The sequence below is a fragment of the Lysobacter yangpyeongensis genome, assembly GCF_042655745.1.
Lineage (GTDB): Bacteria > Pseudomonadota > Gammaproteobacteria > Xanthomonadales > Xanthomonadaceae > Agrilutibacter > Agrilutibacter yangpyeongensis.
In genome coordinates, this window is record NZ_JBHSNM010000006.1 from 89,815 (window position 1) to 113,195 (window position 23,381).

Consider the following 23,381-nt stretch of genomic DNA (forward strand, 5'->3'; position numbering starts at 1 on the left):
CGTCCTCCGCCCGTCCCCGGGATGTCAGCGCGGCGGAGCGTGCGCCGCGGATGACAACGTTGTCAACAGTGCAGCCAAAAGCCGTCGCGGGAAGCGACGGATGCCCAGAATCCCCGCATTTTTCTGCTGCGCAGCAGCATTGGCCGGCATTTGTCCCCGCGTCATCGCGTGCGCAATGCGCGCACTTCCAGTGGGGCGAATTGACCCGCCGGACGGGCATGGATGACAACGTTGCACACCCGCGTGTCGTGTGAGTCAATCGGCCCGACGCTGGCAGGCCTCGCCGGCCACCCGCACTTCCGGAGGGGAATCCGCATGTCCACGCCGTCCACCGCCGCAGGCACCGCGCGCAGCCGTTACGGATCGATCGCGATCGTCGGCGCGCTGTTCTTCATCTTCGGCTTCGTCACCTGGCTCAACGGGCCGCTGATCTCGTTCGCCAGGCTCGCGTTCGATGTAAGCGAGTCGCTGGCATTCCTCATTCCCAGCGCTTTCTACATCTCCTACTTCTGCCTGGCACTGCCTTCGTCCGCGATCCTGCGCAAGACGGGCATGAAGAAGGGAATGGCGCTTGGCCTGTTCCTGATGGCGCTTGGCGCAATCGTATTCGGCCAATACACGACAGCGCGGGTCTACCCGGGTGCGGTCGCTGGCATCTTCGTCATCGGTGCCGGCCTGGCGATCCTGCAGACCGCGTCGAATCCGTACATCAGCATCCTCGGCCCGATCGAAGGCGCGGCGCAGCGCATCGCGATCATGGGCATCTGCAACAAGGCCGCCGGATGGGCCGCACCCTACGTGATTGGCACTCTCGTCATGCACGGCATGGGCGACGTCGCCAGTCGCGTGGCTGGCGCCGATCCGGCGACCAAGGAAGCCACACTCAACGAGTTCGCCGCGCGCATCCACGATCCCTACATGCTCATGGCGGGATTGTTGGCGCTGCTGGCAATCGGGATTCTCTATTCGCCGCTGCCCGAAATCCGCCCCGAGGAAGTCAATACGGAAGGCGCCGCAAACGGCGAGGGCAAGAAGACGAGCATCTTCCAGTTCCCGCATGTGTGGCTGGGCGCGCTTTGCATCTTCGTCTACGTCGGCGCGGAAGTAATGGCGGGGGACGCGATAGGCACTTATGGCCAGGCGTTCGGGCTGCCGCTGGACGAAACCAAGTTCTTCACTGCCTTGACGCTGCGCGCGATGCTGGTCGGCTACGTCGTCGGTCTGGTGCTTATCCCGCGATTCATCTCGCAGGAACGCTATCTCAGCCTGTCGGCGCTGTTGGGCGTGCTGCTCGCCTTGGGCGCTTTCCTCACCAAGGGCTATACCTCGGTGTACTTCGTCGCCGCGCTCGGCTTCGCCAACGCGATGATGTGGCCGGCGATCTTCCCGCTGGCGATCCAGGGCCTGGGCCGCTTCACCGAGCGCGGCTCGGCGCTGCTGATCATGGGCATCGCCGGCGGCGCGGTGATCCCGCAGTTGTTCGTCCACCTCAAGCAGACGTACGACTTCCAGCTGGTATTCCTGCTGCTGATGGTGCCCTGCTACCTGTACATCCTGTATTTCGCGCTGCGCGGGCATCGCGTCGGCCACGCCGCGACGCTGCCGGTGGCGCAGGCGTCGCAAAGCTGAAACATCCGGACCCGTGCGCATCGTCGCAACGATGCGTACGGCCGCGCACGGCCTGCGGCGCGCTTTCAATCGACTTCGACTGGCCCTAGGCTAACGGGCCGTGACGTCGGCCGACGTCGCGGACCTCGGCCGAGATCCCGCGAGGCAATGTTGCGCAGACCCACGATCAAAGATGTCGCCGCCGCCGCACAGGTGTCGCTGAAGACGGTGTCGCGCGTCATCAACGACGAGCCCAGCGTGCAGGCGCGCACCCGCGAGCGCGTGCGCAAGGCCATCGACGAGCTCGGCTACCGGCCCGATCCGTCGGCGCGCAGCCTGCGCAGCGCGCAGTCGTATGCGATCGGCCTGATCTACGACAACCCGAACCCCTACTACGTCATCGCCGTGCAGAACGGCGTGCTGTCGGTGTGCCGCGAGACCGGCTACGGCCTGCAGATCCATCCCTGCGATTCGTCCGCGCCCGACCTCGCCGCGGAGATCGTCGGTCTGGTCAGGCACGCGCGCCTGGCCGGCCTGGTGCTGGCGCCGCCGATGTCGGAGCGGCAGGAGCTGGTGAACGAACTCGTGGCCCACGGCATCCGGCTCGTGCGCATCGTGTCCTCCGCCGCCGACCCGCAGGACGGCAGCGCCTGCATCTACGTCGACGACCGCGACGCGGCCTACGAGATCACCGAATACCTGATCCAGCTCGGCCACACGCGCATCGGTTTCCTGTGGGGCGGCAAGTCGCACGGCTCGTCGTGGGAGCGCCACAAGGGTTACGAGGACGCGCTGCGCGATTACGGCATCGGCGTGGATCCGGAACTGGTGGTCGAAGGCGACTATTCCTTCGACGACGGCTTCCGCGGCGCGCGCCGCCTGCTCGCGCTGCCCAACCGCCCCACCGCGATCTTCGGCAGCAACGACGAGATCGCCGCGGGCGTGCTCGCCGCGGCGCGCTCCAGCGGCCTCAACGTGCCCTACGACCTGTCGATCGCCGGCTTCGAGGACAGCCCGTTCTCCAAACAGAGCTGGCCCGCGCTGACCACGGCGAAACAGGCGACCGAGGAGATCGCGCGCCACGCCGCGCGACGGCTGCTGCAGGAAATCCGCGAGGACGCGAACACCGCACCGCTGCCGAACGAAGGCTTCAGCCCGCAACTGGTGGTGCGCGGCTCGACGGCGCCGCCGCGGCCGAAGGGGTGAGGGGAGGAAGGGCGCGCCGCTGGTTTTGATTCAACGCCGGTAGCGGCCGCTTTCCGCTTTTCCGTGTGCTGTTGCTGTTGCCTTTGCTCGTCATTCCCGCGAAAGCGGGAATCCAGTGACGTTCGCTTTTCAGGCTTCCAAAGGAAGAGCCGGGGCAAAGACAAAAAACCAAAGACACTGGATTCCCGCTTTCGCGGGAATGACGAGCAAGAGCAAGAGCGCGTTGTGACTACCCGCCGCCTCCCGTTGCGCGAATCACGACCCGGCGTCGCGCAAAACCCTCACCCCGCATCCTCCTGCCACGTTCTCCCGTCCCGCTCGATCAACGCCACCGCCGCGCTCGGTCCCCAGGTGCCGGCGGTGTACGGCTTGGGCGCGTCGCCCGCGGCTTCCCACGCGGCGCGGATCGGATCGATCCATTTCCACGCCGCTTCCACTTCATCGCGGCGCATGAACAGCATCGGGTTGCCGCGCACCACGTCCATCAGCAGGCGTTCGTAGGCATCGGAATGACGGCCGCCGAAGGTCTCGGCGAAACTCAGGTCCATCGGCACGTGGCGCAGGCGCAGGCCGCCGGGGCCGGGCACCTTGTTCATCAGCCACAGCGTTACGCTCTCGTCGGGCTGCAGGCGCAGCACGAGGCGGTTGGGCGCGAGTGCGCTCACGCCTTCGAAGATCGAATGCGGGACCTCGCGGAACGTCACCACGATCTCCGACACGCGCGCGGGCAGGCGCTTGCCGGTGCGCAGGTAGAAGGGCACGCCGGCCCAGCGCCAGCTGCGCACTTCGGTCTTGAGCGCGACGAAGGTTTCGGTATTCGACGCGCGACCGAGTTCCTCGGCATAGCCCGGCACCGCGCGGCCATCCGCGGCGCCGTTGCGGTACTGGCCGCGCACCACCAGCTGCGCGGCGTTGCCCGCATCGATCGGTCGCAGCGCGCGCAGCACCTTCAGCTTCTCGTCGCGGATCGCGTCGGCGTCGAGCGAGGTCGGCGGCTCCATCGCGACCAGGCACAGCAGCTGCAGCAGGTGGTTCTGCACCATGTCGCGCAACGCGCCCGCGCGGTCGTAGTACGGCGCGCGCCCTTCCACGCCGATGGTTTCGGCGACGGTGATCTGCACGTGGTCGATGTGTTCGGCACGCCACAAGGGCTCGAACAGCGCGTTGCCGAAGCGCAGCGCGGTGAGGTTCTGCACGGTTTCCTTGCCCAGGTAATGGTCGATGCGGAAGATCTGCCGCTCGGCGAAGACGCGGCCGAGCGCGTCGTTGATCGCATCGGCGCTGGTGCCGTCGGTGCCGATCGGCTTTTCCACGACCACGCGGGTGTCGGCGTCGATGAGCTTCCACGCATCGAGCTGCTGCGCGGCCTGCGCGAACAGCTGCGGCGCCACCGCAAGGTAGAACACGCGCACGCGCCGTTCGCGGCGCATCGATTCGCTGAATTCCGCCCAGCCAGCGTCGTTGCCCAGGTCCAGGCGCTGGTAATGCAGCAACTTCAGGAAGCCGGCGAGTGCCGCTTCGCCGCCGCCTTCTGTGGCCGCGATCGGCGCGAGCGCGGTCCGCACCTGCGCGCGATAGTCCTCGTCGCTGCGTACATCGCGGGCGACGCCGACGATGCGGGTGCCGTCGACGATCTGGCCGTCGTGGTACCGATGGAACAGCGCCGGCAGCAGCTTGCGCAGCGCGAGGTCGCCGGAGCCGCCGAAGATCACCAGGTCGAAGGGCGGCAGCGGGGTGGCGTGGAGCAGGGGTTCGGGTCCGACAGGGGCGGCAGGGGTCATGGGGGGCCGGCAGGGGACGGTGGGCGGACCTTACCACCGCGCCATACCAATGGCATACCAATAGCCGTCACTCGAATGTAAACAATGCGTTACGTTGCCGTCGTGGTCTGCAATTGGTATGGTTCCCGCATGCACAGCTATCTGGTCGCCGAATTCCACCGCCAGGGCGAGGCCCGCCGGGCACCGGCCTACCAGCACCTGCGCCGGACCCTGCAGCACGCCATCGAAAACGGCGAACTCAAGCCCGGTCAGGCGCTGCCCGGCGAACGCGAGCTGGGCAAGCGGCTGGAGCTGTCGCGGGTCACCGTGCGCAAGGCGATCGCCGGTCTGGTCGCCGACGGCCTGCTGGTGCAGCGCCAGGGCGCGGGCACCTTCGTCGCCGAGCGCATCGTCAAGTCGTTCTCACAGCTCACCAGCTTCACCGACGACCTGCGCGCGCGCGGGCTCGATCCCAAGTCGGTGTTCCTCGAACGCGGCGTCGGCGAGGTCACGCCGGAAGAGGCGATGGCACTGAACCTCTCGCCCGGCGCGCTGGTGGTGCGCTACTACCGCCTGCGCACCGCGGCCGAACAGCCGCTCGCGCTGGAACGCACGGCGGTACCGCAGTCGGTGCTCGCCGATCCGGCGCTGGTCGGCAACTCCCTGTACGCCACCTTCGCCCGGCTCGGAATCCGCCCGGCGCGCGCGCTGCAGCGGCTGCGCGCGATTGCGTTCGACGCCGAACAGGCGCGGCTGATGCATCTGCCCGAGGGCAGCCCGGGACTGTTCATCGAACGCCGCACCTTTCTCGAAGACGGACGGGTGGTGGAGTTCACGCGTTCCTTCTATCGGGGGGATGCGTATGACTTTGTGGCCGAATTGCACAGTGAATAAATCGTCGGGTGCTGTGGCTTTTGCTTTTTGCTTTAGCTTTTTTTGCTTTGCCCGTCATTCCCGCGAAAGCGGGAATCCAGTGCCTTTGGCCTTTGATTCAGATGACAGGCATCCGACGCGGGGGGCGTTGCATCACTTCGTTGACACCAGCAGCAACTGCAACAGAGTCACTGGATTCCCGCTATCGCGGGAATGACGAGCCAAAACCGGTGAAACAAGACCCGCCATGACCATCCCCGCCACCACCCAAATGCACGCCGAAGCCGCCGAAGCCGCCGACGCCGTCGCGCGCCAGTTCGCCGCCAACGCGTCCGTCATCGATGCGCTGGTCGCGCGCCTGCGCGCGCAACCGCCGCGCTTCATCGTCACCTGCGCGCGCGGCAGTTCCGATCACGCGGCGACCTACGGCAAGTACCTGTTCGAGACCGCGCTGGGCCTGGTCACCGCGTCGGCCTCGCCGTCGGTGGGCTCGGTCTATGCCGTGCAGCCGCGACTCGACGACGCGTTGTTCATCGTCATCTCGCAGTCGGGCAAGAGCCCCGACCTGCTGCGCAATGCGGAGATCGCCCAGGCCGCCGGCGCGCACGTGGTCGCGCTGGTCAACGTCGCCGACTCGCCGCTCGCGCAACTGGCCGACACGGTGATCCCGCTGCATGCCGGGCCGGAGAACAGCGTCGCGGCGACCAAGAGCTACCTGTGTTCGCTCGCTGCGCTGCTGCAACTGGCGGCGCGCTGGAGCGGCGATGCGGAACTGCGTGCGGCTGCCGATGCGCTGCCCGAGGCCTTGCGCGACGCCTGGCAGCAGGACTGGTCGCCGCTCGTGTCGGGGCTGCGCCTGGCCAGCAACCTGTTCGTGCTCGGCCGCGGGCTCGGCCTCGCCGCCGCGCAGGAGGCCGCGCTGAAATTCAAGGAAACCTGCGGCCTGCACGCGGAGGCGTTCTCGTCGGCGGAAGTGAAGCACGGCCCGATGGCACTGATCGGTCCCGACTTCCCCGTGCTCGTCTTCGCCCAGGATGACGACACCGGCGCCGGCACCGCGGCGGTCGCCGAGGAATTCCGCGCGCGCGGGGCACCGGTGTGGCTGGCGCGGCCGGGCGCGCAGGGACCGGGCGTGCTGCCGCTGCCGGCAACGTCGCACCCGGCGTGCACGCCACTGCTGACGGTGCAGGCGTTCTACGGTGCGGTGAACGCGCTCGCCGTCGCGCGCGGGCACAATCCCGACGTGCCGCCGCACCTCAACAAGGTCACCGAGACCGTCTGAATCTTGCGCCGCACCCTGCAGGTGCGGGACGCGGAACGATGCAACGAAGGACACGCCGCTCCATGTCGCACACCACCGTCTTCCACAACGCACACGTCCTCACCGAACGCGGCTTCGAGCGCGACCTCGGCGTGGTGGTGGAAGACGGCCACATCGTCGCGGTGCTGCCGGGCGAAGCCCCAGGCGCCGGCGAGCAGGTTGACCTGCAGGGCGGCTACCTGGTGCCCGGTTTCATCGACACGCAGGTCAACGGCGGCGGCGACGTGCTGTTCAACGACGCGCCGACGGTCGACGGTTTGCGCCGCATCGCCGCCGCGCACCGCCGCTTCGGCACCACCGGGCTGATGCCGACGCTGATCAGCGACGACGTCGCCGTGATGCAGCGCGCGATCGAGGCCGTGCGCGAAGCGATCGCGCAGGGCGTGCCGGGCATTCTCGGGATTCACCTCGAAGGCCCGTACCTGGCCGAAGCGCGCAAGGGCGTGCACGACCCGCACAGGTTCCACACGCCCGATGCGGCCGAGCTCGACCTGATCGCCGCGCTGGGCGTCGGCCGCACGATGGTGACGCTGGCGCCGGAACGCTTCGCGCCGGCGACGCTGCGCGCGCTCGCCGATCGCGGCGTGATCGTGTGCGCCGGCCACACCGCCGCGACCTACGAACAACTGCGCGACGCGTTCGCCGCCGGCGTGCGCGGCGTGACGCACCTGTTCAACGCGATGACGCCGCTGGGCAGCCGCGAGCCCGGCGCCGTCGGCGCGGCGCTGGAGGATCCCGACAGCTGGTGCGGAATCATCGTCGACGGCTACCACGTGCACGAGGCCGCGCTGCGCGTGGCGATCGCGGCCAAACCGCGCGGCCGGATGATGCTGGTGACCGACGCGATGCCGCCGGTGGGTGGCGAACGCGAGGGGTTCTCGCTGTACGGCGTGCCGATGACCTGCCGCGACGGCAAGTGCACCACCGCCGACGGCACCCTGGCCGGCTCGGCGCTGGACATGGCCAGCGCCGTGCGCAACACGGTGGAACGGGTCGGGCTGCCGCTCGATGAGGCCTGCCGGATGGCGTCGGCCTACCCGGCCGATTTCCTGGGACTGGGCGGGGAGCTGGGGCGGATCGCGCCGGGGTATCGGGCCGATCTGGTCTGGCTGGATGCCGGGTTGCGGGTCCAGGGCAGCTGGATCGGCGGTCGCCAGGCCGGCTCCGCGTCGCCCGGGTAAGCGCAGCGCACCCGGGGCCTTCCATCGCCACCTTTTCGCCTGCCACCGTCCCGGGTGCGGCCTTCGGCCTTACCCGGGCTACGCGGGGCTGACCCTCCCGTCTCCTGCCCGGGGGAGACGGGCGAAGCGGGCGATAGCCCGCTGAGGCGAAGCGCCCCCTGCGCGACGTCCGCGCGCCTGCGGCGCGCGCCCCTCATCCGTCGCTTCGCGCCACCTTCTCCCCGCGAGCGGGAGAAGGGAGCCCCGCGGGCCGTCGGACCTGCACGGCACGCTATAATTCCGAGTCTTTGCTCGGCATTTCCTCGCGCCCTCCCGGTCGTGAGGCGCAACGCCGGGCGCCCGCAGCCCCCGCGGCTCCCCCGCCGCGCGCCACGAGTCACGCCCCATGACCAGCACTGCCGAACTCAGCTCGCCGTCCTCGGCGAATACCGCGCTCACCAACTCGGTGGTCGATCCCGACTACACGCTGGATCACAAGTACAGCCGTGTCGAAGGCCGCATCTATCTGTCCGGCGTGCAGGCGCTGGTGCGCCTGCCGCTGATGCAGCGCCTGCGCGACCAGGCCGCGGGCCTCAACACCGCCGGTTTCATCTCCGGCTACCGCGGTTCGCCGCTGGGCGGCTTCGACCTGGAGCTGTGGCGCGCGCGCAAGCACCTGGAAGGCGCGGGGGTGAAGTTCACCCCGGGCCTCAACGAGGACCTCGGCGCGACGATGGTGTGGGGTTCGCAGCAGACCAACCTGTTCCCCGGCGCCAGGGTCGATGGCGTGTACGGCATGTGGTACGGCAAGGGCCCGGGCGTGGACCGCTGCGGCGACGTGTTCAAGCACGCGAACGCTGCAGGCACCGGCAAGTTCGGCGGCGTGCTCGCGCTCGCGGCCGACGACCACGCCTGCCGCAGCTCGACGCTGCCGCACGGCTCGGAACACGAATTCGTCAGCGCGATGATGCCGGTGCTCAACCCGGCGGGCGTGCAGGACATCATGGACATGGGCCTGATCGGCTGGGCCATGTCGCGCTACACGGGCCGCTGGGTCGGCTTCAAGACGATCGCCGAAACCGTCGAGTCGTCGGCCTCGGTCGACGTCAATCCGCTCGCGCTCGACATCGTCATCCCGACCGACTTCGAGATGCCCGAGGGCGGCCTCAACATCCGCTGGCCGGATCCGCCGCTCAACCAGGAAATGCGCCTGCACCAGTACGCGGTGAAGGCCGCGCAGGCCTTCGCGCGCGCCAACCGCATCGACCGCCTCGTGATCGATTCGCCGAGCGCGCGCCTGGGCATCATCACCACCGGCAAGTCGTATCTCGACGTGCTGCAGGCGCTGGAATACCTCGGCCTGGACGCGCGCGCCTGCGCGGACCTGGGCATCCGCGTGTACAAGGTCGGCATGACCTGGCCGCTGGAACCGGTCGGTTTGCGCGCCTTCGCGCGCGGCCTGCAGGACATCGTGGTCGTGGAAGAAAAGCACGCCTTCATCGAGAGCCAGATGAAGGAAGCGATGTACAACTGGCCGTCGTCGGAAGGCCGTCCGTCGATCGTCGGCAAGTACGACGAATCCGGCGACTGGATCCTGCCGTCGACCGGCGAACTCACGCCCGCGCGCATCGCCGGCGTCATCGCCAAGCGCATCCAGCGTTTCCATAACTCCGAGCACATCGAAAACGTGCTGCGCTGGATGGCCGAGAAGGAATCCGAACTCGCCCTGCCGCGCGCGCAGTTCCCACGCGTGCCGCACTACTGCTCGGGCTGCCCGCACAACACCTCGACGGTGGTGCCGGAGGGTTCGCGTGCGCTCGGCGGCATCGGTTGCCACTACATGGTCACATGGATGGACCGCAGCACCGACACCTTCACCCACATGGGCGGCGAAGGCGTGACGTGGGCGGGCCAGGCGGCGTTCACCGATACGCCGCACGTGTTCCAGAACCTCGGCGACGGCACCTACTTCCACAGCGGTTCGCTGGCGATCCGCCAGTCGGTCGCGGCCGGCGTCAACATCACCTACAAGATCCTCTACAACGACGCGGTCGCGATGACCGGCGGCCAGCCGGTCGACGGCCAGCTGTCGGTGCCGCAGATCGCGCACCAGGTGCGCAGCGAAGGCGTCTACACCATCGTGCTGGTGTCCGACGACATCGCCAAGTGGAGCAAGCGCGAGCTGTTCCCGAGCGACGTCGAGTTCTACGACCGCAAGGAGCTCGACGCGGTGCAGAAGCGCCTGCGCGAAGTGAAGGGCGTGTCCGTCCTCATCTACGACCAGACCTGTGCCACCGAGAAGCGTCGCCGCCGCAAGCGCGGCAAGATGGTCGATCCGCAGAAGCGGGTGATGGTGAACTCGCTGGTGTGCGAAGGTTGCGGCGACTGCGGCAAGAAGTCGTTCTGCGTGTCGGTGCTGCCGAAGGAAACCGAGTTCGGTCGCAAGCGCGAGATCGACCAGAGCAACTGCAACAAGGACTACAGCTGCGTCAACGGCTTCTGCCCCAGCTTCGTCACCGTCGAAGGCGGCGCGCTGCGCAAGAAGAAGGGCTCTTCGGCCAAGGATCGCCTGAGCGATCTGCCGATGCCGGTGCTGCCGTCGCTCGACCAGCCCTGGAACATCCTGCTCACCGGCGTGGGCGGTACCGGCGTGGTCACCATCGGTGCACTGCTGGGCATGGCCGGCCACCTCGAAGGCAAGGGCGCCACGGTGCTCGACCAGACCGGCCTCGCGCAGAAGGGCGGCGCCGTCACCACGCACATTCGCATCGCCAAGACCCCGGCCGACATCCACGCCGTGCGCATCGCCGCGGGCGAGGCCGACCTCGTGCTCGGCTGCGACATGGTGGTGGTCAACGACTACTGGGTGCTGTCGAAGATCCGCACCGGCCGCAGCCACGTCGTGCTCAACAGCTACGAGGCGATGCCGGGCACCTTCACCACGCGTCCGGACATGCAGTTCCCGGCGACCGATATCGTCGCCGCGATCCGCAAGGCACTGGGCACCGAGGCGCAAGCCGCGGAGAAGCTCTCGCTGGTTGACGCCACCCAGCTCGCCACCGCGCTGCTGGGCGATGCGATCGCGACCAACCTCTTCATCCTCGGCTATGCCTGGCAGCAAGGGCTGGTGCCGGTCGCGTTCGACTCGCTGATGCGCGCGGTCGAACTCAACGGCGCCGCGGTCGAGATGAACAAGACCGCGTTCGCCTGGGGCCGCCTCGCCGCGATCGATCCGGCCGCCGTCGCCGGAGCCGCGGGCCTGATCCGCAACGCGCCGACCGCTGCCGAAGCCACGCCGCACGAGCTGCCGATGCTCAAGGCCGGCGAGTGGGAAGGCCACGAGTGGGGTGCGAACGCCGCGCCGCTGAAGACGCGCGACGGCGACGAACTGCGCCATGTGCCGGCGCATGCGAACCATGGCGACAACGTCGCGTTCCTGCCGCTCGACGATGCGCGGCTGTCGCGCTCGCTCGACGAACTGATCGCACGCCGCGTCGCCTTCCTCACCGACTACCAGGACGCCGCGTACGCGCAGCGCTACAGCGACTTCGTCGCGAAGGTGCGCGCGGCCGAGGAGAAGCAGGCCGCCGGTTCGACCGACCTGACCGAGGCCGTGGCGCGCTACGCGTTCAAGCTGATGGCGTACAAGGACGAGTACGAAGTGGCGCGCCTGTACACCAGCGGCGAGTTCCGCAAGAAGCTCGAACAGCAGTTCGACGGCGATTACAAGCTCAAATTCCACCTCGCCCCGCCGCTGCTGGCGAAGAAGGACGCGCAGGGTCGCCTGATCAAGGGCGAGTACGGCCCGTGGGTGTTCACCGCGTTCAAGTGGCTGGCGAAGCTGCGCAAGCTGCGCGGCACCGCCTTCGACCTCTTCGGTCGCACCGAGGAGCGGAAGATGGAGCGTCAGCTGATCGTCGACTACTTCGCGACGATCGAAGGCCTGCTCGGCAAGCTCGATCGCGGCAACGTCGATCTCGCGGCGGAAATCGCTTCGATTCCGGAGCACATCCGCGGCTACGGCCACGTCAAGGAAGAGCACCTGCACAAGGCCAAGGCGCGCGAGGCGGAGCTGCTGAAGGAATGGAGCAATCCGCTGCGAATCGTGAAGGTGGCCTGATGGCGGGTGCGATGCGCATGACGGTTGTCGTGCGCTGAGACGCCAGGATGAGAGAGCCCCGCTTCGGCGGGGCTTTTTCTTTTGCGTCCCATCGCCACCGTACCGTGTGCGCGACGGTCCGCGCACCGGGATTCTTCTCTGCGCACGCTGCTTGTATCTCCTTCTCCCCGCTTGCGGGGAGAAGGTGCCCGCAGGGCGGATGAGGGGGAGCGAGCGCAGCGAGCTGCCTTTGTTCTTCGCTTGAGCACCGGCAACCGCAAAAGCGAAAACAACAGCAGCTCGCTGCGCTCGCTCCCCCTCACCCGCCCGTTGGGCACCCTCTCCCCGCACGCGGGGAGAGGGAAAGTCCAATCAGGGCGCGGCGACGGCAAGGGCAACGACAAAGGCAGCTCGCTGCGCTCGCCGCCCCTCACCCGCCCGTTGGGCACCCTCTCCCCGCACGCGGGGAGAGGGAAGCGCGTCGCGCCGACGCACGCTGCATCTTTGCCCGGAGCGCGTTCCCTCGCTGCTTCAGATCACCGCCGCCACACCAGCGTGCGATTGTTCGCCGGCATCGCCACATCGGCGACCAGATGCAGGCCGATGCCGCGCGCCAGCGCATCGACCGCCTCGAAGTCGCGGATGCCCGACCGCGGATCGCGCGCCTTCAGCCAGCCGTCGAAGTCGCGGTTGCTGTCGCTGGTATAGGCGCCGTCGTAGTTGAACGGGCCGTACACGGCCACAACGCCCTCCTCCGGCTTCCGTTCGTCCTGCGCGTGGCGCAGCGAAGTCGAAGGACCGCCCGCCAGCACGCGATCCACACCGGCAAAGAACGACTCCACTTCCGCCCAGCCCATGATGTGCAGGGTGTTCGCGCTGAACACCGCATCGAACGTTTCGGCCGGCCACGCACCACGCACGTCGAGCGCGAGCGGCGGTGGCGTGTTCGCGAGCTTCGCTTCGTCCAGCCACAGGCGGATCCCCGGCAGGTTCTCCGCCACATCCGCGCATTGCCAGCGCAGCCACGGCATCGCCGCGGCGAAATGCACCGCGTGCTGGCCCGTGCCGCTGCCGATCTCGAGCACGCTTCGTTGCGAAGCGAACTGCTCGCGCAACACCGCCAGGATCGGATCGCGGTTGCGGTCGCAGGCCGGGGCATACGGTTTGTCGGTCACGCGCGGGCTCTCCTGGATGCGCAGGGCGGTCTCGACCCGCCGCGCACGAACGAAGCAATGGGTGTCGAGGCGGGATGCCACGCGAGGCGTGCCGACCGGCACACGCCACGCCACCCGCAAGGTGCAAGGCACGGCGTCCCGATACACGCGCGGCCAAGCACCACCGCAGCCTACGCCGGTCGCGACGGTGGAACGAAGGCTGCATCGATGCCGGCAACCGGCGGGGCGAGACCCGCCCTACACCTTGCGGCCACTTTCGCGCATCAGCTGGTCGAAACGCTCCCAGCGCAGGCGGCGCCGGTACACCTTGTTGGTCGGCCGCCATTCCACCGCGCCTTTCGATACCAGCAGCGTGCCGAACCGCACGCCGTCGCGCTTCACCACGAACTCGATGTCCTCGCGCCCGAGCGCGCGCTCCGGGACGCTGAAGGTGACCGTGTGGGCCATGTCGCGCTCCTGCGGGCGGCGCCACCGCCGCGATGCCCCGAATCTAGCGCCGCGGCGTCAATGTCGCGTTGTCGTGCGGCAATCCCCCGCGCGGGGGAGCGCTTTCGCTGTCCGTCCGGCGCAGCATCCCGGCGTCTGGTTTTCCATGGGCGGTGTTGCAGCCGCCGAAGGCGGATGCGCCATGGTCTTCAACTCGCTCACCTTCGTGGTGTTCTTCGCCTGCGTGCTGGTGCTGCACCACCTGCCGCTGGGCTGGACCACGAAGAAGGTCAACCTGCTCGTCGCGAGCTACCTGTTCTACGCCGCATGGAACCCGCCGTTCGTCGTCCTGCTGTGGGTGTCGACGGTGGTCGACTGGTGGGCGGCGAAGAAGCTGGTGAATGCGCAAAATCCCGCTTCGCGGCATGCGTGGATGCTGCTGTCGGTGGTGGTCAACCTGGGCATGCTCGGCTACTTCAAGTACGGCGGCTTCCTGACCGCGAACTTCGCCGCGCTGCTGGCCTCGCTGGGCGTCGCGTGGCAACCGCCGAAGCTCGACATCGTGCTGCCGGTCGGCATCTCCTTCTACACCTTCGCCACGCTGTCCTACACGCTGGACGTCTACCTGCGACGGGCGAAGCCGGCGGACAACGCGCTCGACTACGCGCTGTTCGTGACCTTCTTCCCGCACCTGGTGGCCGGCCCGATCATGCGCCCCACCGAGCTGGTGCCGCAGTTCGCCACGCCGCGACGCGCGGACGCCGGGCAACTGTGCTTCGGCCTCGCGCTGATGACGCTCGGCCTGTTCCAGAAGGTCGTGCTCGCCGACGGCTTCCTCGCCCCCGCGGCCGAAGCCGTGTATTCGCCGCACGCGGGCGCGCCGGGCGCGCTCGATGCGTGGATGGGCACGCTCGCCTTCAGCGGACAGATCTTCTGCGACTTCGCCGGCTACTCGACCACCGCGATCGGCGCAGCGATGTGCCTGGGCTTCGCGATGCCCGACAACTTCCGCTTCCCGTACGCGGCCGTGGGCTTCTCCGACTTCTGGCGGCGCTGGCACATCACCCTGTCGGCATGGTTGCGCGACTACCTGTACATCCCGCTCGGCGGCAACCGTCACGGTGCGGCGCGCACCTACTTCGCGCTGATGGCGACCATGCTGCTCGGCGGCCTGTGGCACGGCGCCAGCTGGACCTTCGTGGTGTGGGGCGGCTTGCACGGCCTGTACCTGGCGGCCGAACGCGCATTGCGAGCGCGCTTCGCCGGTTACGTGCCGGGGCCCTGGGCGCTGTTCGGGCTGGGCCTGCTCACCTACGCGCTGGTCAATGTCACCTGGGTGTTCTTCCGCGCGAAAAGCTTCGCGCAGGCCTGGAGCGTGCTGCGCGGCATGTTCGGCGGCAATGCCGGCGCCGCGCCGATCCTCGGCATCGCGCAACTCACCCTGGTCGCGACGATCGTCGCGGGCATCGTCGCCGCGCACTGGCTGCTGCGGCAGCGCACGCTCGAGGCGATGCTCGCGCAGCGGCATCCGTTGCCGCTCGCGGTAGGCCTGGGCGCGATGGCCTTCGCCGTCGCCGCGACCCAGGGATCGGGCACCGCGTTCATCTATTTCCAGTTCTGACGGGGGCGGGCCATGGGCGCCGAAGGCAGCATCCGCGAAGACGCCACCCCGGAACGGTTCCAGCGTCCGGGCTTCGTCCGCCTCACCGCGTCGGATCGCCCCGGCGTGGCACAGCCGGTGCCGGAACGCGACATTCCGCCGCAACCCTGGCGCCGGATCGTCTGGGGCGCGTTCGCGGTGTTCGTGCTGCTGCTGGCGGCGTGGGAAGGCTACTGGCGCGGCTTCGGCGCCACTCCCGGCTACCGCAACAGCGACGGCGCCTGGGCCGAGCAGCGCCGCCGCCTCGATGCCGGCGAAGGCGCGGCGACGGTTCTGATCGGCTCCTCGCGCATCCTCTTCGATGTGCAGCTGGACGACTGGGAAGCGATCGCCGGCGAACGACCGATCCAGCTCGCGCTGGAAGGCACCTCCTCGGTGCCGGTGCTCGAGGATCTCGCCGCGGATCCCGCCTTCACCGGCCGCCTGGTGATCGGCGTGGCGCCGGAACTGTTCTTCAGCGGCTTCGCCTACCGCGGCGAGGCCATTGCGCACTACCACCAGCAGACGCCCTCGCAGCGCAGCGGCCACTGGCTGTCGAAGCGGCTGCTGGAGCCGCCCTTCGCCTTCTACGATCCCGATTTCGCCCTGCCCACGGTGGTGCTGCGCCAGGGCTGGCCGTTGCGCGCCGGCATGCAGCGCGACTCGCCGGTGCGCAAGCTGATGGAACAGGCCGCCGATCGCGACACGCACATCTGGCGCAAGGTCGAGACGGACGCGGACTATCGCGCGCTGGCCCGCAGCATCTGGCTCGAACGCCTGCACGGGCCGCCACCCCCCATGGTGGACACGCCCGCGAAGCTGCACGCGGTGATCGAGGCTCAGCTCGGTCGCGCCGTGAAAGCCGTGGCCACGTTGCGGGCGCGCGGCGTGCGCATGGTGTTCGTGCGGCCGCCCAGCAACGGCGAGTACTACGCGTTCGAGCAGAAGCTGCTGCCGCGCGCGGCCACCTGGGACGTACTGCTGCGGCGTACCGGCGTGCCGGGCGTGCATTTCGAAGACCACCCGCAACTGCAGGGCTACGAATTGCCGGAGTGGTCGCACCTCACCCACGCCGACGCGCGGCGCTACACCGCCGCGCTGGCGCCGCTGGTCGTGGCGGAATTCGAACGCCAGGAGGCCGCGCGATCGCGGCTTGCGAGCGCGGCCGGCCAGCGCTGAACGGCGACTGCGGCGCTTTGCGGTCTTCCGGTGCCGGCCGGCTCCGTTGGCACGGTTCGTGGTGGCGCATCGCGGCCGCGTGCGTTGACCCGTGGCAAACGCACGCGATGCCACACTGCCGGCTCCTTCCCCCAGGAGTAGCGCATGTTCCGTCCCGTCCTTCCCCTAGCGGCCGCACTCCTCGTCGCGCTCGCCGCCTGCTCCACCACCGAACCGTCCTCGGCATCCGCCGACAGCAGCATGTCGTCCTCGGCCGCCACCGCGGCCGCGCCGACCGCGTCCGACACGAGCGGCATGGCCAGCAGCACCTCGACCGACACCAGCACGTCCACCGGCGCCACCACCAACACGGCCACCGCGAACTGCAACGCGGACGCCGCACGCAGCGTGGTCGGGCAGACGGCGTCCTCCGAGATCATCGACCAGGCGCGCACCGCCGCCGGCGCCGAAACCGCACGCACGCTGAAGCCCGGCGAGGCGGCGACCATGGAATTCAACGGCAACCGGCTGAACCTGGACGTCGACGCCAGCAACACGATCACCAACGTCCGCTGCGGGTGACGCGCAGCGTCCAAGTTCGCGGCGGTCCGGGGCGCAAGCTGCCCCGCAGGTCCCGGAACCGCCGCAGCCGCGGCGTGCCGTCGCGCGAAAGCCCTTGTTTTGAGGCCCTGACGCGCATGCGTGAGGCTGGCACCGCATTTGCATGATTCCGCTGCATGCGGCGCCCTCTCTGGATCATCGTTGCCCTGATCGCCCTCGGCCTGTGGCTGTGGGCGCAGCCGCGTGCGCCGGCCACCGCGCCCGGCGCGCCCGCGACGGCGGCGGTGGCGACGACGGCGCCTGCCGCGTATCCCGCCTTCCTGCCGCGCGAGGCGCACGCCGTCCTCGCGCGCATCGCGCAGGGCGGTCCGTTCCCCTACCGGCAGGACGGCGGCGTGTTCTCGAACCGCGAACGCCTGCTGCCGCCGCAATCGCGCGGCTACTACCGCGAATACACGGTGGACACGCCCGGCTCCGCCGACCGCGGCGCCCGCCGCATCATCACCGGAGGCTCGCCTCCGCACGAGTACTGGTACACGGATGATCACTACCGCAGCTTCCGGCGGTTCGAGGTGTCGCCATGATGGCGATTGACGTCCGCGAGGTGCTGGCCGATCCGACGCAGGGCGGCGCGTATTTCGTCGACGCGCGCGAAGGCGAATCGCTGGCCGATGCCGCGCGTGCGCTGGGCTATGCGGTGGTGCGCATCGACCTGGCCCATCGCGCCGACAAGACCGCGGTGCTGCAGCGCTTCGCGCAGGCGCTGCGCTTCCCGGCCTGGTTCGGCGGCAATTTCGACGCGCTCGCCGACAGCCTCGGCGACCTGTCGTGGCTGCGCGCGGACGGTTACGTGCTGCTGGTCGAGCACTCCGACGCGTGGCGCCAGGCCGACGACGACAACTTCGCCGCCCTGCTCGACATCCTCAACGAAGCCGCGGTCACCTGGGGCGACCAGGGCGTGCCGTTCTGGACGCTGATGCTGCTGCCGCAGGAACAGCTCGACAAGCTGGTGATCTGAGCCGGCTCGACGGCATCGCCGGCCGGTCGATCCGGACGCGCTGACGGAACGCGCTGAACTGACGTGCTTGTGCTTGTTTGAATCAGCGCGCGACCGCGCTCAGGCGCGATCGTCGAGCCCCTGCACGCCCGATTCCCGCGCGCAGTGCGCGCAGCAGTAGTAGCGGCCGTCGTGCTCGGCGCCGTGGCCGACGATCCGGCAGCCGCAATGCGAACACGCCGGCGCCAGCGCATGGATCGCGCATTCGAACGAATCGAAGGTGCCGCGCCCGCGCGGCCCCTCGATGGTGAAGGCCTTGTCGTAATCGTTGCCGCACACGTCGCAACGGGCCATGGCCGCGCTCCTCTCCTGCAGGAGCGGGCAGTGTCGCGCCACGCGCGTGAGTCGCGCGTGGTTCGCCGCGAGCCTTCAGGCCGGCTGCGGCACCGCCTGCGGCGCGCGCGCGAACCGCCAGGCCATGGCCAGCGCCGCCACCAGCAACAGGCCTGCGGCCCAGAACGGCGCGCCCGGCTGGTGCGCCGGCGCGTGGCTGCCGATGAACCAGGCGAAGATGCCGGTGTAGAACTGCGGCGCGAGGATGCCCGCCAGGCTCATCAGGCTGCTCAGCGCGCCCTGGATGCGGCCCTGCACGGTGCGATCGACCTGCCGGGTGATCAGCGCCTGCGTCGAGGGCATCGCGAAGCCCCAGAACGCCATGATCGGAATGCCGATCAGGAACAGCGTGCCCGTGGGCGCCCAGCCGTAGATGCTGAAGCCGACGATGCCGGCGCACAGCCCGAACATCAGCGCGCGGCGCTCGCCCCAGGCGGCGACCGCGTGCTTCACCAGCCCCGCCTGCACGATCACGCCGCACACGCCCACCAGCGCGAGCACGCTGCCGATCGTCGGCGACGTCCAGTGGTAGCGGTAGTCGGCGAACAGCACGAACACGTTCGGATAGACGAAGTGGGCGAGGTTGATCAGGAACACCACCGCGGCCAGGCCCCAGATCTGCGGGTAGCTGCGCAGCAGCTTCAGCGAGCCCAGCGGATTGGCATGGCGCCAGTCGAACGTCGGCGCGCGGTGTTCGCGCGGGTGCGATTCGGGCAGCACGAACCAGCCGTAGACGAAGTTGCACAGCGCCAGGAACGCCGCGCCCCAGAACGGGAAGCGCAGGTCGATCACGCTCAGCCAGCCACCGAGCGCGGGACCGATGATGAAGCCCAGTCCGAACGACGCGCCGAGCATGCCGAAGGCCTGCGCGCGCTTTTCCGGCGGCGTGACGTCGGCGATGTAGGCGTTGGCGGTGGTGAAGCTGGCCGAGAAGATCGCCGAGATCACGCGACCCACCAGCAGCCAGACCATCGACGGCGCGATCGCCATGAAGATGAAGTCCACGCCGAGGCCGAAGCACGACAGCAGGATCACCGGACGGCGGCCGAAGCGGTCCGACAGCGCGCCCTGGATCGGCGCGCACACGAACTGGATCGCGGAGAACAGCACGCCGAACAGGCCGATCCAGTGCGCGGCGCTGACCGTGCTGCCGCCGGCGAACTGCTTCACCAGCAGCGGCAGCACCGGAATGATCAGCCCGAAGGCGAGGATGTCGATCAGGACGGTGACGAAAATGAAGATCAGCGCGGCCTTGCGCGCGCCGGGGGCGGAGTCGGTCACGGGAGTCGCTTCGAAGAGTGCGAGCGGGGAGTTTAGCGTGCGCGGATGGTGGCCCGGTTGCGTCTCACGGGCTGCGCGGGGTGCCGTCGTCCCGGTTCTGGGTTCCGCCGACTTCTGCTTGTCCTGCTTGCGGCCCTGCGCTCAGGACGAACGGGGTGTGCGGCGGCCGCCATCGTCGGCCTGTTCGCGCGGCGTGATGGCCGTCGCAGTCGCGTCGCAAGGTCCGCGACGCGGGCATGGCTTCATGCCCATGCGCGGTCGCGGCGCGACCTTTTAGGCTCCGCTGCCGAGCGACCGTTCAAGGAGTGAGCCATGTTGAAGCGCATCGAAAGCACGCTGCTGCCCTACGCCTGCCCGGTCGCGGGCCGGACCGTCCATATCCTGCGCACGCGTCGCATCGCGGCAGACGGGTCGACCTGTTCGCACTCGCGCTGCGACCAGCAGGACCAGTGCATCTACGCGCAGCGGATCGGCCCGGGCTACGCGCCGTAGCCCACGGCATCGCGCGCCGCGCACGACCCGTAACGTTCTCCAATCGCAGGCGCGGCAGCGTCGCCGCGCGCCTGCGGTCCTTCACGCGCGCTACTTCCCTGCCGAATACAGATCGATGATGTCGCCGATCGCGTCCTGGCACACCTGGCAGAAGCGTTCCGTGCGGCTGAACATCGTGCACTGCATCGCCGGGCGGTAGTAGCCGCTGGCCTGGTAGTTCGCGCCCTCGAACGCGCCGATCACGTCGCGATTGGGCTGACGGGCCATCAGCGCGTCGGTGAACTTGCGTTCCGCCGTGAACAGCGCGCTCATCTCCGACTCCGGCCGGTTCGCCTTGCGCAAGGCGACGCGCCTGGCCTGGTAGTCGCGCTGGTAGGCCTCGTATTCGGCTTTCGGCCACGGCGTGGGCAGCGGCGTGCTCGGCGCGACGTGGCGCTTCCACTTCAGGTTAGCGGGGTCGAGCAGCGCGGTGACGTTGGGTTCCCACGGCTCGGGCCGTTCCTCGCCCGACGTGTACGCGACCGGCGAGGTGTAGTACTCGTCGGCGAGCGCCGCGAAGTGGTGGCCGAACTCGTGCACGAACAGGTAATTCGCCCAGTCGTTGCCGGCCGCGGCGGTACTGAACTGGCCGAAGATCCCGCCACCGCCGTAAGTCTCGTTGTTGACCAGGATCTCGATGAACTCGTTCGGCGCGTACTGCGCCAGCTCGCGCAGCGCGCGGTTGTCGAGCGTGAGCACGTAGCGCTCGCTGCCGAAGATGTCGTAGCGGGTGCCGAGCGCGGACTCGTGGAAGGTGCCCGTCGAGGGGCGCGACACGCCCGATTCACGCGTGGGCACGGCCAGCGCCCAGACGTTGAAGTCGTGCTCGCGTTCCTTGAACGGCGAGACGCTGAACAGGTGATCGGCGAGCCGGCGCGCGTCGGCCTCGAACTTCTGCAGTTCCGCCTGCGTGTAGCCGTCGCCGAGGATCAGCAGGTCGACCTTCTGCGCGGAGTCGCCGTTGTGGCGAATCGGGATAGCGATAGCGGGGGCGGGACGCAGCTCGCGTTCGACGTCCATCGCGGCGGGATCGATGTCGACGCTCCACACCACCGAGAATTCGTTGCGCTCGTCGCGTGCGAGCACGCGCACCCGCACCGGCCGGTCGGGCGTGGGAAAACGCAGCGATTCCTGGAAGCCGCGGCTGTGCTTGAGCGCTTCGTCCGTGGTGCGCCACTCGCCGAAGATGGTGCTGTAGCCGCGCGAGTACAGGACGGTATTGGTTTTCGGATCGACGACTTCGAAGCGGTTGAGGCCGCGGTTGGTGTCGTCGAGCGGACGGGCCGGGTTGCCGGGCCAGGGCAGGGGTTCGATCACCACGCGGTCGAGCGCGTACTGCTCGCTCAGCGCGTTGCCGGTGTGGAGGAGGTCGACGCGCAGGGTGTGGGGAGTGCCGGCGGCGTGGGCCGCGAAGGTGGCCGCGAGCAGGAGCGCGCCGAGGATGGCGGAAGGGGAGTTCTGCATGCGTTGTCCACCGGGTGCCGTGCGAGGGGGAAAAACCAGGTCGTCATTCCCGCGGCTTTCACCGGACGGATGTCCGGTCAAGCGGGAAATCCAGTGTCTTTCGCTCTTTGTGCGCCGATCAACAGCAAGTCGCTGGATTCCCGCTTTCGCGGGAATGACGCGCAAAAGCAGCGAGCCAGACAACCGACGCCTCAGCGCCCCGGCCCCACGTCGATGAACTGCAGGAACTCCGCACGGGTGCGCGCGTCCTCGCGGAAGCTGCCGAGCATCTTCGAGGTCACCATGCTCACGCCGCGCTTGTGCACGCCGCGCGTGGTCATGCATTCGTGCGCGCCTTCGATCACCACGCCGACGCCGCGCGGCTGCAGCACGTCCTGGATCACCTGGGCGATCTGCGCGGTCATCTTCTCCTGCACCTGCAGGCGGCGCGCATAGGTCTCGACCACGCGGGCGAGCTTGCTGATGCCCACGACCTTGCCGTTGGGCAGGTAGCCGACGTGCGCCTTGCCGATGATCGGCGCCATGTGGTGCTCGCAGTGGCTTTCGAACTCGATGTCGCGCAGCACGATCATCTCGTCGTAACCCTCGACTTCCTCGAAGGTGCGCTGGAGGTAATCGGCCGGGTCTTCGCCGTAGCCGCTGAACCAGTCGCCGAAGGCGGTGGCGACGCGCTTGGGCGTGTCGATCAGGCCCTCGCGGGTCGGGTCGTCGCCGGCCCAGGCGAGCAGGGTGCGCACGGCGGCTTCGGCCTGTTCGCGGGAGGGCTTGTCGTTGGCCATGCGGTCACCGGCTACGGGCCGGCCTCGTGGTGCGGGGACGGCATCGTACTCCAGGCCCGCGCGCACGCCGACCCGCGGGGTGTGTAAAGCCCGCCGTTGCGGCTTTGCACAGCGGATCGGCCGGCAGGCCCGCCCGCCGGATGTGGTGTGTCCGCGGTCGGTGTCGTCCGCAGCCTGCGTGGCGCGCTGGTGCCCGCGGCGCCGCGCCGGCGCGGCAAGCGCTGCGCCGGCGATGCGGCTTCGCTCGGTTCCATCGCACGGGCCGGGTTGAATCCTTCAACCCAGCCCAGCCCAGCCTCCGCCGTGCCATGGTGCGCAGGGTGGGCTCAGCCCACCGCGGATCGACGTCACTCGAACGGATGCGTCCTTGCGGCCTGTGTCGGCACGCAAACCCACTCGTCCATCCGACACGCGCCAATGGCCAGCACGCCTCACTTACCGCGCATCCCCATCCGCATCGCCCGGCAGCGCGCGCTCGATGTAGTGCCAGCCGTCGCGCACGGCCTGGCGCGCGTCGTTCCACTCCAGGCGCGAGTTGGCGCGCGAGGTGTTCCAGTTGCGCTCCAGGTCCGGTTCGATGTCCTCGAAGCGGCGGCCGCGGTACTGGCCGTAGGTGTCGTAGCCGTACTTGTACGCGGGCTCGTAGTCGCGCCACTCGCTGCCGCCGATGTAGTACGGCGCGGCGGTGTACGCGCGCTGGAAGTGGTCCGTGTACTCGGTGGGATTGACGGCTTCGGCGATCGAGTCGCCCGCCTTCGCGCCCACCACGCCACCGACTACCGCGCCGACCGCACTGCCGGCGGGGCCTGCCGCCGAACCGATCGCCGCACCGGCGACCGCACCGCCGATTGCACCCGTGCCTGCACCGACGCTGTGGTCTTTCTTGATGTCGCTCATCGCTGATCTCCTGCATCCGGAATGTCGACGTCGGGCGACGCCGATGTCCCGCA

General features: G+C 68.9%; 20 protein-coding genes. 12 read left to right on the forward strand and 8 right to left on the reverse strand.

The features are described 5' to 3' along the window. Window positions 1–315 precede the first annotated feature (315 nt). The gene (locus tag ACFPN1_RS14210; protein ID WP_386755807.1) at window positions 316–1,629 is read left to right on the forward strand and encodes a sugar MFS transporter; all 1,314 of its coding nucleotides are present in this window, start codon (window positions 316–318) and stop codon (window positions 1,627–1,629) included. Window positions 1,630–1,779: 150 nt separating this feature from the next. Continuing rightward, window positions 1,780–2,814, forward strand: coding sequence for a LacI family DNA-binding transcriptional regulator (locus ACFPN1_RS14215; protein WP_386755866.1), 1,035 nt, complete (start codon window positions 1,780–1,782; stop codon window positions 2,812–2,814). Window positions 2,815–3,095: 281 nt separating this feature from the next. Here ACFPN1_RS14215 and zwf read toward each other — a convergent pair whose 3' ends face one another. Then, window positions 3,096–4,595: a glucose-6-phosphate dehydrogenase gene (gene zwf, locus ACFPN1_RS14220; protein ID WP_386755809.1), complete on the reverse strand. Its 1,500-nt coding sequence runs from the start codon at window positions 4,593–4,595 to the stop codon at window positions 3,096–3,098. A gap of 129 nt (window positions 4,596–4,724) precedes the next feature. On the opposite strand from zwf, the gene ACFPN1_RS14225 reads away from it, so the two are divergent. The 4 genes from ACFPN1_RS14225 to ACFPN1_RS14240 all read left to right on the forward strand — a co-directional run bounded on the left by ACFPN1_RS14225 (window position 4,725) and on the right by ACFPN1_RS14240 (window position 12,048). Next, window positions 4,725–5,468 carry a GntR family transcriptional regulator gene (locus tag ACFPN1_RS14225; RefSeq protein WP_386755810.1) on the forward strand — a complete coding sequence of 248 codons (744 nt, stop codon included), beginning with the start codon at window positions 4,725–4,727 and terminating at the stop codon, window positions 5,466–5,468. 226 nt (window positions 5,469–5,694) lie between these two features. Beyond that, window positions 5,695–6,729, forward strand: coding sequence for an SIS domain-containing protein (locus ACFPN1_RS14230; protein WP_386755812.1), 1,035 nt, complete (start codon window positions 5,695–5,697; stop codon window positions 6,727–6,729). 62 nt (window positions 6,730–6,791) lie between these two features. Continuing rightward, window positions 6,792–7,949, forward strand: coding sequence for an N-acetylglucosamine-6-phosphate deacetylase (gene nagA / locus ACFPN1_RS14235; protein ID WP_386755813.1), 1,158 nt, complete (start codon window positions 6,792–6,794; stop codon window positions 7,947–7,949). Window positions 7,950–8,334: 385 nt separating this feature from the next. Beyond that, window positions 8,335–12,048: an indolepyruvate ferredoxin oxidoreductase family protein gene (locus tag ACFPN1_RS14240; protein WP_386755814.1), complete on the forward strand. Its 3,714-nt coding sequence runs from the start codon at window positions 8,335–8,337 to the stop codon at window positions 12,046–12,048. 515 nt (window positions 12,049–12,563) lie between these two features. Here the strand turns inward: ACFPN1_RS14240 and ACFPN1_RS14245 are convergent. Both ACFPN1_RS14245 and ACFPN1_RS14250 read right to left on the reverse strand, forming a co-directional pair. Beyond that, window positions 12,564–13,202: a DUF938 domain-containing protein gene (locus ACFPN1_RS14245; protein WP_386755816.1), complete on the reverse strand. Its 639-nt coding sequence runs from the start codon at window positions 13,200–13,202 to the stop codon at window positions 12,564–12,566. Between the two features lie 237 nt (window positions 13,203–13,439). Further along, window positions 13,440–13,649, reverse strand: coding sequence for a hypothetical protein (locus tag ACFPN1_RS14250; protein WP_386755817.1), 210 nt, complete (start codon window positions 13,647–13,649; stop codon window positions 13,440–13,442). 181 nt (window positions 13,650–13,830) lie between these two features. Here ACFPN1_RS14250 and ACFPN1_RS14255 point away from each other — a divergent pair, with 181 nt between their 5' ends. The 5 genes from ACFPN1_RS14255 to ACFPN1_RS14275 all read left to right on the forward strand — a co-directional run bounded on the left by ACFPN1_RS14255 (window position 13,831) and on the right by ACFPN1_RS14275 (window position 18,004). Then, window positions 13,831–15,249: an MBOAT family O-acyltransferase gene (locus ACFPN1_RS14255; protein WP_386755818.1), complete on the forward strand. Its 1,419-nt coding sequence runs from the start codon at window positions 13,831–13,833 to the stop codon at window positions 15,247–15,249. Window positions 15,250–15,261: 12 nt separating this feature from the next. After that, on the forward strand, window positions 15,262–16,446 hold the full coding sequence (locus ACFPN1_RS14260) for a hypothetical protein (protein WP_386755819.1): 1,185 nt from the start codon (window positions 15,262–15,264) through the stop codon (window positions 16,444–16,446). A gap of 144 nt (window positions 16,447–16,590) precedes the next feature. Then, the gene (locus ACFPN1_RS14265) at window positions 16,591–17,007 is read left to right on the forward strand and encodes an I78 family peptidase inhibitor (RefSeq protein ID WP_386755820.1); all 417 of its coding nucleotides are present in this window, start codon (window positions 16,591–16,593) and stop codon (window positions 17,005–17,007) included. A 155-nt stretch (window positions 17,008–17,162) separates the two neighbouring features. Further along, entirely contained in the window at window positions 17,163–17,570 is a 408-nt protein-coding gene (locus ACFPN1_RS14270; RefSeq protein ID WP_386755821.1) for a guanyl-specific ribonuclease, read from the forward strand. Beyond that, the gene (locus tag ACFPN1_RS14275) at window positions 17,570–18,004 is read left to right on the forward strand and encodes a barstar family protein (protein ID WP_386755822.1); all 435 of its coding nucleotides are present in this window, start codon (window positions 17,570–17,572) and stop codon (window positions 18,002–18,004) included. Before ACFPN1_RS14270 ends, ACFPN1_RS14275 begins: the two co-directional genes overlap by 1 nt. A gap of 99 nt (window positions 18,005–18,103) precedes the next feature. On the opposite strand, the gene ACFPN1_RS14280 is transcribed toward ACFPN1_RS14275, so the two are convergent. Further along, entirely contained in the window at window positions 18,104–18,337 is a 234-nt protein-coding gene (locus ACFPN1_RS14280; RefSeq protein ID WP_386755823.1) for a hypothetical protein, read from the reverse strand. A 75-nt stretch (window positions 18,338–18,412) separates the two neighbouring features. Then, window positions 18,413–19,657 (reverse strand): TCR/Tet family MFS transporter, encoded by a 1,245-nt coding sequence (locus ACFPN1_RS14285; RefSeq protein ID WP_386755824.1) that lies wholly within the window; start codon window positions 19,655–19,657, stop codon window positions 18,413–18,415. Between the two features lie 312 nt (window positions 19,658–19,969). On the opposite strand from ACFPN1_RS14285, the gene ACFPN1_RS14290 reads away from it, so the two are divergent. Next, window positions 19,970–20,149, forward strand: coding sequence for a hypothetical protein (locus ACFPN1_RS14290; protein WP_386755826.1), 180 nt, complete (start codon window positions 19,970–19,972; stop codon window positions 20,147–20,149). Between the two features lie 90 nt (window positions 20,150–20,239). On the opposite strand, the gene ACFPN1_RS14295 is transcribed toward ACFPN1_RS14290, so the two are convergent. From ACFPN1_RS14295 to ACFPN1_RS14305, 3 genes are all read right to left on the reverse strand, one after another. Further along, window positions 20,240–21,652, reverse strand: a complete 1,413-nt coding sequence (locus tag ACFPN1_RS14295; protein WP_386755827.1) for an IgA Peptidase M64 — start codon at window positions 21,650–21,652, stop codon at window positions 20,240–20,242. Between the two features lie 191 nt (window positions 21,653–21,843). Next, a complete protein-coding gene (gene folE / locus ACFPN1_RS14300) occupies window positions 21,844–22,431 on the reverse strand; it encodes a GTP cyclohydrolase I FolE (protein WP_386755828.1) in 588 nt (195 codons plus the stop codon). Between the two features lie 435 nt (window positions 22,432–22,866). Then, a complete protein-coding gene (locus ACFPN1_RS14305; RefSeq protein WP_386755829.1) occupies window positions 22,867–23,328 on the reverse strand; it encodes a hypothetical protein in 462 nt (153 codons plus the stop codon). Window positions 23,329–23,381 lie beyond the last annotated feature (53 nt).

Bases quoted from the DNA above. Each gene is read 5' to 3' on its own strand.
- ACFPN1_RS14210 (WP_386755807.1), top strand. From the start codon at position 316: ATGTCCACGCCGTCCACCGCCGCAGGCACCGCGCGCAGCCGTTACGGA.
- zwf (WP_386755809.1), bottom strand. From the start codon at position 4,595: ATGACCCCTGCCGCCCCTGTCGGACCCGAACCCCTGCTCCACGCCACC.
- ACFPN1_RS14225 (WP_386755810.1), top strand. From the start codon at position 4,725: ATGCACAGCTATCTGGTCGCCGAATTCCACCGCCAGGGCGAGGCCCGC.
- ACFPN1_RS14230 (WP_386755812.1), top strand. From the start codon at position 5,695: ATGACCATCCCCGCCACCACCCAAATGCACGCCGAAGCCGCCGAAGCC.
- nagA (WP_386755813.1), top strand. From the start codon at position 6,792: ATGTCGCACACCACCGTCTTCCACAACGCACACGTCCTCACCGAACGC.
- ACFPN1_RS14240 (WP_386755814.1), top strand. From the start codon at position 8,335: ATGACCAGCACTGCCGAACTCAGCTCGCCGTCCTCGGCGAATACCGCG.
- ACFPN1_RS14250 (WP_386755817.1), bottom strand. From the start codon at position 13,649: ATGGCCCACACGGTCACCTTCAGCGTCCCGGAGCGCGCGCTCGGGCGC.
- ACFPN1_RS14255 (WP_386755818.1), top strand. From the start codon at position 13,831: ATGGTCTTCAACTCGCTCACCTTCGTGGTGTTCTTCGCCTGCGTGCTG.
- ACFPN1_RS14260 (WP_386755819.1), top strand. From the start codon at position 15,262: ATGGGCGCCGAAGGCAGCATCCGCGAAGACGCCACCCCGGAACGGTTC.
- ACFPN1_RS14265 (WP_386755820.1), top strand. From the start codon at position 16,591: ATGTTCCGTCCCGTCCTTCCCCTAGCGGCCGCACTCCTCGTCGCGCTC.
- ACFPN1_RS14270 (WP_386755821.1), top strand. From the start codon at position 17,163: ATGCGGCGCCCTCTCTGGATCATCGTTGCCCTGATCGCCCTCGGCCTG.
- ACFPN1_RS14275 (WP_386755822.1), top strand. From the start codon at position 17,570: ATGGCGATTGACGTCCGCGAGGTGCTGGCCGATCCGACGCAGGGCGGC.
- ACFPN1_RS14280 (WP_386755823.1), bottom strand. From the start codon at position 18,337: ATGGCCCGTTGCGACGTGTGCGGCAACGATTACGACAAGGCCTTCACC.
- ACFPN1_RS14290 (WP_386755826.1), top strand. From the start codon at position 19,970: ATGTTGAAGCGCATCGAAAGCACGCTGCTGCCCTACGCCTGCCCGGTC.
- ACFPN1_RS14295 (WP_386755827.1), bottom strand. From the start codon at position 21,652: ATGCAGAACTCCCCTTCCGCCATCCTCGGCGCGCTCCTGCTCGCGGCC.
- folE (WP_386755828.1), bottom strand. From the start codon at position 22,431: ATGGCCAACGACAAGCCCTCCCGCGAACAGGCCGAAGCCGCCGTGCGC.
- ACFPN1_RS14305 (WP_386755829.1), bottom strand. From the start codon at position 23,328: ATGAGCGACATCAAGAAAGACCACAGCGTCGGTGCAGGCACGGGTGCA.